The organism is Synechococcus sp. A15-60, from assembly GCF_014280095.1.
In the GTDB taxonomy this organism is placed as follows: Bacteria; Cyanobacteriota; Cyanobacteriia; order PCC-6307; family Cyanobiaceae; genus Synechococcus_C.
Map to the genome: position 1 here is coordinate 845,832 of NZ_CP047933.1, position 11,735 is coordinate 857,566.

The 11,735-nt window shown below is 62.2% G+C and carries 12 protein-coding genes; 8 read left to right on the forward strand and 4 right to left on the reverse strand.

Annotation, left to right across the window (positions count from 1 at the left end):
- Positions 1-31: 31 nt before the first annotated feature.
- From SynA1560_RS04465 to SynA1560_RS04475, 3 genes are read left to right on the forward strand one after another with little or no spacing between them, the layout of a single operon-like run.
- On the forward strand, positions 32-994 hold the full coding sequence (locus SynA1560_RS04465; protein WP_186470449.1) for a DMT family transporter: 963 nt from the start codon (positions 32-34) through the stop codon (positions 992-994).
- Positions 991-2,088, forward strand: a complete 1,098-nt coding sequence (locus SynA1560_RS04470) for a glycosyltransferase (protein ID WP_186501264.1) — start codon at positions 991-993, stop codon at positions 2,086-2,088. Before SynA1560_RS04465 ends, SynA1560_RS04470 begins: the two co-directional genes overlap by 4 nt.
- Positions 2,088-3,932 carry a glycosyltransferase family 39 protein gene (locus SynA1560_RS04475; protein ID WP_186501265.1) on the forward strand — a complete coding sequence of 615 codons (1,845 nt, stop codon included), beginning with the start codon at positions 2,088-2,090 and terminating at the stop codon, positions 3,930-3,932. Before SynA1560_RS04470 ends, SynA1560_RS04475 begins: the two co-directional genes overlap by 1 nt.
- Here SynA1560_RS04475 and SynA1560_RS04480 read toward each other — a convergent pair.
- Positions 3,926-4,462 (reverse strand): DUF721 domain-containing protein, encoded by a 537-nt coding sequence (locus tag SynA1560_RS04480; RefSeq protein ID WP_186501266.1) that lies wholly within the window; start codon positions 4,460-4,462, stop codon positions 3,926-3,928. The two genes, SynA1560_RS04475 and SynA1560_RS04480, sit on opposite strands and share 7 nt — an antisense overlap.
- Before the next feature lie 81 nt (positions 4,463-4,543).
- Here SynA1560_RS04480 and SynA1560_RS04485 point away from each other — a divergent pair, with 81 nt between their 5' ends.
- The 5 genes from SynA1560_RS04485 (at position 4,544) to SynA1560_RS04505 (ending at position 8,655) form a co-directional block, all read left to right on the forward strand.
- Positions 4,544-5,323 (forward strand): PspA/IM30 family protein, encoded by a 780-nt coding sequence (locus SynA1560_RS04485; RefSeq protein WP_186470453.1) that lies wholly within the window; start codon positions 4,544-4,546, stop codon positions 5,321-5,323.
- A gap of 61 nt (positions 5,324-5,384) precedes the next feature.
- Positions 5,385-5,711 (forward strand): thioredoxin, encoded by a 327-nt coding sequence (gene trxA, locus SynA1560_RS04490; protein WP_186470454.1) that lies wholly within the window; start codon positions 5,385-5,387, stop codon positions 5,709-5,711.
- Positions 5,698-6,891, forward strand: coding sequence for an aminotransferase class I/II-fold pyridoxal phosphate-dependent enzyme (locus tag SynA1560_RS04495; RefSeq protein WP_186470455.1), 1,194 nt, complete (start codon positions 5,698-5,700; stop codon positions 6,889-6,891). Before trxA ends, SynA1560_RS04495 begins: the two co-directional genes overlap by 14 nt.
- A complete protein-coding gene (locus SynA1560_RS04500) occupies positions 6,870-7,658 on the forward strand; it encodes a biotin--[acetyl-CoA-carboxylase] ligase (RefSeq protein WP_186501267.1) in 789 nt (262 codons plus the stop codon). The genes SynA1560_RS04495 and SynA1560_RS04500 overlap by 22 nt, the downstream gene beginning before the upstream one ends.
- Before the next feature lie 28 nt (positions 7,659-7,686).
- A complete protein-coding gene (locus SynA1560_RS04505; RefSeq protein ID WP_255477063.1) occupies positions 7,687-8,655 on the forward strand; it encodes a M23 family metallopeptidase in 969 nt (322 codons plus the stop codon).
- On the opposite strand, the gene SynA1560_RS04510 is transcribed toward SynA1560_RS04505, so the two are convergent.
- The 3 genes from SynA1560_RS04510 to SynA1560_RS04520 are packed head-to-tail and all read right to left on the reverse strand — an operon-like array spanning position 8,650 to position 11,721.
- A complete protein-coding gene (locus SynA1560_RS04510; RefSeq protein WP_186501269.1) occupies positions 8,650-9,390 on the reverse strand; it encodes a response regulator transcription factor in 741 nt (246 codons plus the stop codon). The two genes, SynA1560_RS04505 and SynA1560_RS04510, sit on opposite strands and share 6 nt — an antisense overlap.
- A 29-nt stretch (positions 9,391-9,419) precedes the next feature.
- Entirely contained in the window at positions 9,420-10,157 is a 738-nt protein-coding gene (locus SynA1560_RS04515; RefSeq protein WP_255477064.1) for an ABC transporter ATP-binding protein, read from the reverse strand.
- Entirely contained in the window at positions 10,150-11,721 is a 1,572-nt protein-coding gene (locus SynA1560_RS04520) for an NAD(P)H-quinone oxidoreductase subunit N (RefSeq protein ID WP_186501271.1), read from the reverse strand. Before SynA1560_RS04520 ends, SynA1560_RS04515 begins: the two co-directional genes overlap by 8 nt.
- Positions 11,722-11,735 lie beyond the last annotated feature (14 nt).

Below are 11,735 nucleotides of genomic sequence, written 5' to 3' on the forward strand. Positions count from 1 at the left end.
ATCTTAAAAAGGACCCTGTCGGCCCAATGTCATGACGTCGCTGCAGCGTGGTCTGCTGATGGTGTTGCCGTTTGCCCTCTGGGGAACGGCGATGGCAGCGATGGCGCCCCTGGTGCAATCCGGCGGCGCACTTTTGGTGGCCTGTCTGCGGCTGTTGCCGGCTGGGGTGGTGATCCTGATGGCGGTGCCATGGCTGGGTCGCTCGTTGGCCATCGATCCAGGAGACCGCATTTGGTTCCTACTTTTCACCCTGGTGGATGCAGTCCTGTTTCAGTTCTGTCTGGCGAAGGGGCTCCAGGGCACCGGCGCGGGTCTTGGTTCAGTTCTGATCGATTCCCAGCCCTTGATCGTGGCCCTGCTGGCCCGCTGGCTGTTTGCTGAGTCGATTAATCCGATTGGCTGGATCGGTCTGGTGGTGGGTCTGGCAGGGATCGTCTGCCTCGGAGTGCCGGCCCCACTGCTTCAGCACTGGTGGCTTCAGGCCGATCTCTCGGCTCTGCAGACGGGCTGGCAGCAAGGCACCGGTTGGATGCTGCTAGCAGCGCTGTCCATGGCCTTCGGCACCGTGCTCAGCCGTTTCGCCTGCAGGCGCAGTGATCCGGTCTCGATCACTGGCTGGCACATGGTGCTGGGGGGAATCCCGCTCCTGCTCCTCCATAGCGCCGACAGCAGCACGGCGCTGCTACCAGCCTGGACCCTCTGGAACTGGGCCCAGATGGCCTATGCCTCCCTGCTAGGTAGCGCCCTGGCCTACGCCTTGTTCTTCTGGTTTGCCAACCGTGAGGACCTCACCGGTTTCAGCACACTCGGCTTCTTGACACCCGTTTTTGCCCTCGCAACGGGCGGTGTTCTGTTGGGTGAGCGCCTGCAACCTCTGCAATGGTTCTCCGTGCTGTTGGTGCTGTTGTCTGTTCTGCTGGTCAGTCAACGCCAACGCCTCTGGGAACCGTGGGTCTCCGCATCGATCAGCAGTCCTGGAGATCTGAAGGCATGACGGATCGGCCTCTGACGCTGGTGCTGGTCAGCACACCCATCGGACAACTCGGCAGTGGCCGCGGCGGTGGCGTTGAACTCACCTTCACCTCGGTGCTGAAAGGTCTGGTCGGCCGCGGACATCATCTGCATGTGGTGGCGCCCTCCGGCTCCCATCTCCCTGCCCTGGATGGTGCCGTGACCCTGCACACGGAGCCTGGTGTGGATCAGCCCAGTTGGCAGCATGCCAATCGAGAGGCCGCGATGCAGATTCCGCTGGACGGGGTGCTGCCGCAGCTCTGGGATCGAGCCCTCGCGCTCAGTGCCGATGCGGTGCTCAATTTCGGCTACGACTGGCTACCGCTCTGGCTTACCCCCCACGTGGTCAGCCCCGTCTTCCACCTGGTGAGCATGGGATCGGTGTCCTCCTTGATGGATCGGGCCATTCAGGATTTGGCGCATTGGGATCAGCGCCGCATGGCCTTTCATACCCAACGTCAGGCCAAAGATTTCGCTCTTCCCCATCCCCCTGAGGTGGTGGGCAATGGCTTTGACCTGTCCCGCTACGCACTGCAGCTCACCGGGGATGGTCCGCTCGGATGGGCTGGTCGTGTGGCTCCCGAGAAGGGGCTGGAGGATGCTGCTGCCGTCGCAGCGGCGCTGGGCGAGCCCCTCAAAGTGTGGGGACTGGTGGAGGATCCCGCCTATGCCAGCCGTGTGGAAGCGCAGGTGCCTGCCGGCACGATCGAGTGGTGTGGTTTTCAATCCACGGATGAGCTTCAGCGACAACTGGGGCGTTGTCGTGCCTTTCTCAACACTCCCAAATGGAATGAGGCCTACGGCAATGTGGTGGTCGAGGCCCTGGCCTGCGGCGTCCCCGTGATCGCTTACGACCGCGGTGGCCCTGGCGAGATCATTGAAAACGGTGTGACCGGATGGCTGGTCACTGCCGATGACCGCGAAGCGCTCACCGAAGCAACCCGGCGCGTGGCGGCTATCGACCGGCGTGCCTGTCGACGCTGGACGGAGCAGTGGGCCAGCCAGGAGGCCCTCGCGGCTCGAATCGAGGCCTGGATCCGTCGTGGTTTGATCCCAACGGATGGCACCATCAGCTGATGACCGCGGTTTCGTCAGCTCCAATCGTTCCCACGCCACGGCAGCGCCGACGGGGACTGTTGCTCATTCTTGCCCTGGGGGTAGCGCTCTGCTGTTGGAAGCTCGGCAGCACAGGATTGGTGGATGAAACACCACCGCTGTTTGCAGCTTCAGGACGAGCCATGGCCGAGACCGGTGATTGGCTGACACCACGGGTGAACGGGTTGCCCCGTTTTGACAAGCCGCCCCTCGTTTACTGGCTGATGGGGCTGGGGTATGCCCTGCCTGGTCATCAGCTCTGGGATCCCCTTGGGACCTGGGCGGCGCGTTTGCCGTCCGCGCTGGCTTCTGTGGTGACGATGCTGGCCATCGGTGACACCTTGATGCGTCATCCCGGTTCCGAGGATGACCATCCCCGCCGCACGGCAGTGGCAGCAGCGCTGGCTTTCGGGTTGTCGCCCCTTGTGCTGATCTGGAGCCGCACGGCCGTCAGCGATGCCCTACTGAATGGAACGCTGGCTCTCAGCCTGCTCTGCCAGTGGCGTTGTTACGTCGCCGAATCCGAACGGCGCTGGTGGTCGGCCTGGATCCTCCTGGCCACAGCTGTGCTCACCAAGGGGCCTGTCGCAGTGGTGCTCACGGGCATGACTCTGTTGCTGTTCGCGATCACCCGACGAGACTTGGCTGGTCTCTGGCGTCGCCTCAGACCGTTGCCAGGACTTCTAATCACCGCGGCGATCAGTCTTCCCTGGTATGTGGCTGAGTTGCTGGTGGAGGGTCAGCCGTTCTGGGACAGCTTCTTTGGGTACCACAACCTCCAGCGACTCACGAGCGTGGTCAATGATCACCTCCAGCCCTGGTGGTTCTTCGGACCTGTGCTGGTGGTGGCATCTCTGCCGTTCACGCCCCTCCTGCTGCTTGGGTTGGGACGGGTGTTGACCGGCTTCTTCGGCAGCGCCTCCACCGCTCGAAAGCCTTCTCACGACAGCCTGATTGATTTCGCTGGTTGTTGGTTGCTGGCTGTGCTGTTGTTGTTCACCGCAGCGGCCACCAAGTTGCCCAGTTACTGGTTGCCTGCCACGCCGGCTGCGGCGCTGATTATGGCGATCACAGCGCGCCCAGCGGCGCTTCAGCGCCGCTGGGCGCTCCTCACTGCCTGGTCCTGCATAGCGGGTCTCGTCTTGATCCTGACAGTGGGTTTTTGGCTGTCTTCGCTTTGGATCCCTTTGATCCAGGATCCTGAAATGCCCACCCTGCCCGCCGAGCTGCTGGCCAGTGGTCTTGTGCTGAGGTCAGCGGTCTGCTTTTCAGTCGCTCTCTTTCTGGGCCTGGGGTGTCTGGGTTCTCCGGTGTCGGGGCGACTGCTTGCCTGGCAGGGGCCACTAGTGGCCTTCCAGTTGTTTGCGCTCGTGCCGATGATCCAGCTGGGTGATCGGGTGCGCCAGCTGCCGGTGCGCCTTGTGGCCGAGCAGGTCGTGGCGCAGCGCCGGACTGGCGAACCGCTCGCCATGATCGGCGTCCTTAAGCCATCGCTGCACTTCTATACCGGTCAGGTGGTGATCTACGAAGGCGAATCGCGGGCCGCACTCATGAACCTGGCCGATCGCCTCAACCATGAACGTCGGCGCGGATTTGAGGGCCGCCCCCGCGACGCTGCTGATGGATCTCCCTCGGTGCTTGTGGTGATCAACACGGGCACCGCAGCCAAGGAGCATTGGCAGGATCTGCAACCTCAGATCCTGGCCCGTGAAGGAATTTATGAGCTCTGGCGCCTCGAGCGTGAACGCCTGGAGGAGCGCGCCGATGCATTGCAGGCCAGTGGCGTGGTGCTCACCTGGCGCAAGCCAAGACCAGAGCGCTACTGATCGCCCCCGTTTGCCTTGCTCAGCTCCATGCGACGGCAGAAACTGCAATGACCCCACTGGGCCATCTCGCCCAGGGGGGATGGCGTGCCGCAACGGGGACAGGGCGCGATGCCATGCACATCGATTCGGCTGGGATGGCGCTTCCAGTCTTCAAGAGGGTCATCCGCAGCTGGGCGCGCGACTGCGTGGTGCTGCTGGATGCGCAAATCCTTCACCGGATGGCCTGCGGCACGAATCGCCGCCAGCAGTTGCAATTTGCTGTAAAGCAACGCCTGGCGCCACTGGGGGTGGCTGGCCCCCACGGTGAGGACGCCATTGCGCAGGCCCAGGGGTCTGCAGTGGCCAGCGAGCTGGTCGCCGGCCAAGGTCGGCCAGTCCTGCCAGAGAGCCGCTAGGGACCCTTCCTGACGCCAGGTCTTCTGGAGGGCTTCCAGACATCCGCTCAACGGTTGGGCGGGCGCAGGCATGGGTGGCAGAAGCACTTCACCCTTGCCAAAGCGACGTCGCTGCGATTGCGGGGCCCGTCCCATGGCCGTCTGCCGATTTCTGCCAAACCCTAGGCAGGTCCGGTTGATTCGCTCGCTACCCTCAGGCAACGCTCTCCGCGATTCATGGGTTTCTTCAATCGGGTCAGCCGTCTGCTGCGCGCCAATGTCAATGATCTGGTGAGCAAGGCCGAGGATCCGGTCAAGATTCTCGATCAGTCCGTCGCGGACATGCAGGAGGACCTGGTGAAGCTTCGCCAGGCCGTGGCGTTGGCGATCGCCAGCCAGAAGCGTCTGCGCAATCAGGCAGATCAAGCCGAAGCGCAAGCTCGCACCTGGTACGAACGGGCTGAGCTGGCACTGAAGAAAAACGAGGAGGATCTGGCCCGTGAGGCGCTAACCCGCCGCAAGACCTTCCAGGAGACCGCTACGTCCCTCGCCAAGCAGGTGCAGGGTCAGGACGCCCAGGTCGAGACCCTGAAGAAGAGCCTGGTGGCGCTCGAAGGCAAGATCGCTGAAGCCAAAACCAAGAAAGACATGCTGAAGGCTCGGGCTCAGGCGGCCAAGGCCCAGCAGCAATTGCAGAGTGCTGTGGGCAATCTGGGCAGCAACTCCGCCATGGCGGCTTTCGAGCGCATGGAGGACAAGGTCGAGGCCATGGAAGCCAGTAGTCAGGCTGCGGCCGAGCTCGCGGGAGCTGATCTCGAAAGCCAGTTTGCTGCTCTAGAGGGTGGTGACGACGTCGACGATGAACTGGCTGCGCTGCGCCAGCAACTCTCGGCGGGTCCCGAGGCTGCCGCTCTGCCCTCTGCAGACCAAGCAGCAGATGCCACCGTCGAACCGGTGAAAGTTACGGAGGTTGATACCGACCTTGAAGAGTTGCGCCGCTCCATCGACAAGCTCTGAGCCTGCAGGCCCTCCGGCAGTCACACCGATTCATAGGATCGAAGCACTTCGCAGCTCCGATGTGTCCGCCTCTGTTTCTGATTTCACCGACGCAGGGTTTGCTCAAGAGGTGCTCAAGGCAGACAGCACCGTTCTGGTGGACTTCTGGGCTCCCTGGTGTGGTCCCTGCCGGTTGATGGCGCCGCTGATGGACTGGGCCGCGGAGGCTTATGCAGGTCGTCTGAATGTCGGAAAAATGGAAGTGGATGGCAATCCCACCACCCGCGATGCTTACAAGGTGCAAGGCATTCCCTGCTTAATCCTGTTCCGGGATGGTGTGGAACTCGCCCGGCATGAAGGAGCGGTCGCCCGCCCACAGCTGCAGGCCTTCCTGGATGCTCACCTCTGATCGTCTGGCCAGGCTGGGCAGCGGTGTTTTTGACCGCAACGATCGCCGTAAAGCCGCTTATGGACGCAGCGCCGCTTGCGCTGAACAGCCGCTGATCGATCTTTCGCTTGGCTCAACTGATCTTTTGCCTCCGCCGGCTGCTGTGCAGGCCATGGCATCTGTCCTGACGGAACCGGCCAGTGCCTCCTACTGCCTGCACGCGAGTACGGAACCCTTTCGCCAGGCCGCGGCGGCCTGGTGCCAGCAGCGCTTCGGTGTGTCGGTCGATGTCGACCGTGAGGTGCTGCTGCTGGTTGGCTCCCAGGAGGGGACGGCCCATCTGCCGCTCGCTGTGCTCAATCCAGGAGATTCAGCGCTGATCCTCGACCCCTCTTACCCCTCCCATCGGGGCGGCCTCGAACTGGCGGATGCCGCCATTGAGACCCTGCCCTTGTTTGCTGAGCGGCAATGGGCTCCCGATTTCGACGCGCTCTCTCTGGCTCAGTGGGATCAGCTGCGCCTGATGGTGCTGGGCTTTCCGCACAATCCCACCGCCTGCACCGGCGAGCAGGCCTGGTTGGACGCGGCGATGCGCCGCTGTGATCGGCACGATCTTGTGCTGGCCCACGACAATCCCTACGTGGATCTTGCCTTGGAAGGAGAGGCGCCGTCATTGTTGCGTTGTCCCCATTGGCGGGAGCGCGGTATCGAGTTCTTCTCCCTCTCAAAAGGGTGGTGTCTTGGTGGGTTCCGTTTGGCATTTGCGGTGGGAGCGGCGCCTTTGATTGCGGCCCTACGCGAACTCAAGGGCGTTGTGGATTTCAACCAGTGCCGGGCGCTGCAGCAAGGCGCGATTGTGGCTCTTGATCAACATCCCGACTGGCCATTGCGCTTGCAGCCGGTGTATCGCGAACGGCGGGATCGCACCCGTCAGGCCTTGGCAGCTTTCGGATGGTCGATCCCCGAACCGTCGATGGCGCTTTACCTCTGGATGCCTGTACCGGGTTGGGCTCGTGCCCGGGGTTGGAGTGATGAACAGTTGTCGGCTGACCTCTTGGAGCATTGCGGGGTGGCCCTGACACCTGGCTCCGGGTTCGGTGATGCCGGCGCCGGTTGGCTGCGCCTGGCCTTGGTGCGGCCCACCGATGTGTTGGAGCAGGGGGCAGCCCGTCTGGCTCGATGGTGGACGCAACAGCATTGAAAGAGATCCGCATCCCGCAGGGACGGCTAGTTCACGCGCTTCGCGACAGGGGCTCGTCCGGGTGGCAGCTGCGTCATCTGAGTGTCTGTTCCAGCACTGAAACCGCGTTGACGCAGTGGTTGCGTCAACAACCCTGGTTGGCGCGTCAGCCCCGGGCGGTGCTGGCCCAGCATCAACGCTTCGCCCACGGCCAGTACGGTCGCTTCTGGATGGCACCGCCAGGAGGCGTCTGGTTGAGTGCCGCACTGCCTTGGCCGAACGGTGAACCCTCCACGGGCCTCTTTGGGCTGACTGTGGCGTTGGCGATGGCCGAGCAGCTGGAGAGCCATGGGGTGTCGGCAGCCATCAAGTGGCCGAATGATCTGCTCGTTGGCTCCCGCAAGCTGGCGGGTGTGTTGCCCAAGCTTGTGTTTCGTGGCCATCACGTGCGTTTGGCCCGGATCGGGGTGGGGCTGAATGTGTGCAATCCAGTGCCGCAGGGGGGCATTGCCTTGCGGGAGTTGCTCCCTCCCGGACGTTGTCGAGTTCGCTTGTGGCAACTCCATACGCTGCTGGCACTCGAGCGTGCCAACCAGCTTGCGGCGCATCCTCAACGGGTGGTCGCTGCGGCGGATCAGCGCCTGTGGTGCAGGTCCGTTGCCGATCCGGCTAGCGGTGAACACTGGGCTGTGTGCGGCATCGGTCTGGATGGTCAGCTGCTCCTGCGTCAGGGAACCCGGACCACCAGCTGGACGCGTTGGGGCGGTCGCTCAGAAGGGAATCTTTAAAGTCTCACCAATGAGATGGCGTTGTTCATTGGCATTGCGCTTGCTCGCTGCGTCCCTGCTGCTGTCCCTCCCTTCACTGCAGGCTCCGGTGCAACCTCAGGAGCTGCTTCCACCTCAGGCGCCTCTGACCTTCGACCGGTCGCTGGAATCTCTGGAGCGCAATCAGGTGATCACACCGCAGGAGCGTCGACAGCTTGAAACCGGTGATGTCAGCCGACCAATCAACGTGCCGGCATTTCAGCAGGCCTGTCGAAGTGGTGCCTTGTCACGCCAGGAATGCAACGGTGGCGTCGCCGTGCGTGGTCGTGGGGTTCGCTCGCCCCGAATTGTCTGGAATGGCCGTGATGAGTTGCTCACTGGACTGCGTCGTCTTGGACCGGATGGTCAGCCCTTACCCCCGATTTCGGTCCCCGTCGGCGCTCTTCTCGCGGGACCGTCTCCCGGATTCCGGCTGGACTCGGTCTTTGCGGTGTCACCGCGTCCTGCTTCCGTCGCAGGCAATGGCGATCGCCAGCTGTTATTCCCGATCATCGGGTCTGCCATCACCACGAGTGAGTTCGGATGGCGCCTCCATCCGATCGTGGGCCAATGGCTGATGCATGCCGGCAAGGATTTTGCTGCGCCGGAAGGGACTCCCGTCGTGGCAGCACTCTCGGGCCGTGTGCTCAGCAGTGGTTTGGCCGGCGGCTACGGCATCGCCATTGAACTGGAACATGAACTGCCCCGCCGCAGAACGCTCTACGGCCATCTCTCCGAGCTGTATGTGAAGGCCGGCCAGACGGTGCGCCAAGGAGAGGTGATCGGTCGGGTCGGCAGCACTGGTCTAAGTACGGGACCGCATCTTCACTTTGAGTTGCGCCAGCCGCAGTCAGGCGGATGGGTGGCCAAGGATCCAGGCGATCTGGACCTTAATCCGCTGACGGCCTCCGGCGCTGATGCAGTGTCGTTGCTGGTGGCCCAGCTGATGAACAGTCTTGAGCGGCCAGAGGGGTCATGACGCCGACGATCGGCTGTCAATGCGCATGATGAATCCCACACCGCGAACAGTGTGGATCAAAGGAGGCAACTCCTTCGATTCAATTTTCTGACGCAGATAGCGGATGTAAACATCCAGCAGATTGTCGTCGCCGTAGAAGTTTTCGCCCCAAACACCGCGCATGATTTCGGCCCGTTCCAGCACCTTGCCCTGGCCACGCATCAGGAAGTTCAGCAGCTCGTATTCCTTGACCGACAGCTGAATCATGCGGCCTGACCTGCAGACATCCCGGGTGTTGGTGTTCATGGTGAGATCCCCCACCTGGAGAGTTTCTGGTTGAGCGGCTTCGCCATCACCGCCAGAGAAGCTGATCGCGCGTCGTTGCATGGCCCTGAGCCTGGCCATCAACTCTTCGATCGAGAACGGCTTGATCAGGTAGTCGTCTACGCCCGCATCCAGTGCTGTGACGCGATCCGCGACGTCATCGTGTCCCGTCAACATCAGGATCGGTGTGGTGATGCCACTGCTGCGCATGCGTTGACAGATGTCCACGCCACTGAAGTCCGGAAGATTCCAGTCCAGAACAATCAGGTCGGGAGCGGGTTCGGTGCGGGCACGGATCAGGCCACTGGCACCATCAGCGGCCACCTCCACGGCGTAGCCCTCCACCTCCAGCTCCATGGACAACAGTTCTGTGAGTCTGGCTTCGTCATCCACAAGAAGGAGTCGGGTCTTCGTTGTAGTGGAGGACGCCATGTTGGCCAGCTCACTCGCGCCCAGACTAATCAGCTTGTCCCGGGCTTCCCAGCTGATTTGGGGCGCTCGTTCCAGCGCTCGATGCGACCGTCGCGGAAATGGGCCACCCGCTCGGCTCGCGCGGCGACGTCATCTTCATGGGTCACGAGCACCAACGTGATCCCCTGAGCATGCAGTGCATCAAACAGGTTGAGCACATCGTCGGTGGTGCGGGAATCCAATGCTCCGGTGGGTTCATCTGCCAGCAGCAGGCTCGGCTGGTTGATGATGGCTCTGGCAATGGCGACACGCTGCTGTTGGCCGCCGGACAGCTGGTTAGGACGGTTCTGCATGCGATCTGCCAGACCGACGCGATCCAGGGCTTGGCTGGCTTTCTCGCGTCGTTGCTGGGCGGGCACTCCCGCGTAGATCATCGGCAGCATCACGTTTTCCAGTGCTGTCGCATGGGGCAGCAGGTGGAACTGCTGAAACACGAATCCCAGCTGCTGATTGCGCAGGTCAGCCAGAGCATCATCGTCAAGATCCTCAACAGCGTTCCCATTGAGGCAATAGGACCCTCCGCTGGGTCGATCCAGGCAGCCCAGGATGTTCATGGCCGTGCTTTTGCCTGATCCGCTGGCCCCCATCACGGCCACATAATCGCCCTGACGAACGGTGAGATCGAGTTGATCAAGTGCTTTGACCAACCCATCACCATTCCCGTAGACCTTATCAACGCCGCGCAGTTCTGCGACAGGAAGCCTTGCGACTGCCGTTGATTTATCCAAGGGTTGTTCCGGAAACACTGGCGATCGCCTCCTGCAGCAGTGGAGTGCCGGCGACAGCATCACTAGCCCATTGGAAGAGGGGATTGGACAGGATTCCACCGATCGCGGTGATCACTACGCAGGTAACCAGGGCCACGCGCAGGGGTGGAAGGCCAAGGGTGTCCCACTGGATGGAGGGGTAAGCCTTCACCACTTCAGAGGCCTCCTGAGGCTCCTTGACCACCATCATCTTGATCACACCGATGTAGTAGTAGATCGAGATCACCGAAGTGATCAGGCCCACCACCACCAGGAGGTACTGCTGATCGGCCCAGCCAGCGAAGAACAGGTAGATCTTGCCGAAGAAGCCCAGCATCGGCGGAATGCCACCCAGGGAGAGCAGGCAAAGGCTGAGGCCCAGGGTGATCAGCGGATCCTTTTGATAAAGGCCCGCGTAATCGGAAATTCGATCACTGCCGGTGCGAATGGAGAAGAGGATGATGCAGGCGAAGGCCCCCAGATTCATGAACAGGTAGGCCGCCGTGTAGAGGATCATTGCGGCGAAACCGTCTTCCGTCCCGCAGACCAGTCCGATCATCACGAAGCCGGCCTGACCAATGGAGCTATAGGCCAGCATTCGCTTCATCGAGGTTTGCGCCAAAGCCACGACGTTGCCGAGCGTCATGCTCAACACGGCCAGAACTGTGAAGAGCAGTTTCCACTGGGTGTCGAAGCTGCCGAAGCAGCCCACCAGCAGGCGCAAGGCCAGAGCAAAGCCCGCCGCTTTGGAACCCACGGAAAGGAAGGCCACCACAGGGGTGGGAGAGCCTTCGTAAACATCGGGGGTCCACTGGTGAAAGGGCACGGCCGCAATCTTGAACGCCACGGTGGCCAGCACGAACACCAGCGCTAGAGCCGCCAGGGGGGTTGGACTGGTCAGCAGCGACTGACCGATTACCTCAAGACTTGTGGAGCCGCTGAGGCCGTAGAGCAGGGAGGAGCCGTAAAGAAATACTGCCGCCGCGGCTGAGCCCACCAGGAGATATTTCAGAGCTGCTTCTGAGCTGCGCGCGTCGCCCTTCATGTAGCCGGAGAGCAGATAGCTAGCGACGGATAGCGTCTCTAGAGACACAAAGACACTCACCAGATCGGTGGCTCCGCAGAGCAGCATTGCTCCGAGCGTGGCCGCTAGCAGGATTGCGGCATATTCCCCGACCGGGGTGCCTCCCTGTTCGGCGTAACGCCAGCTGATCAGCAGCGACAGCAGGGTGGATGCTGCCACCACGGCGCGGAAGGCGATGGCCAGATGATCCGGCAGGAACGCCCCGAGAAAGGAGCTCTCCAGTGGTGCATTCCATTGCAGGGCAAGCAGCACCAGAGCCGTGCCAAGGCCGGCATAGCAGATGGGTGGAACCCAGCGAACAGAAACCTTTTCACCGGCCAGATCCACCAGCAAGGTGGCGAGCATGGCGAGGAGGACTGCACCCTCGGGGGCGACGGCTCCAGCGTTCAACGCCAGGTTCAGAAGGTCACCAGGGGCTGCCAACGCCTGGGTGGAAAGAAAGAAAGCACCCAATTCGGGCATGGCGCGCGCAGGGC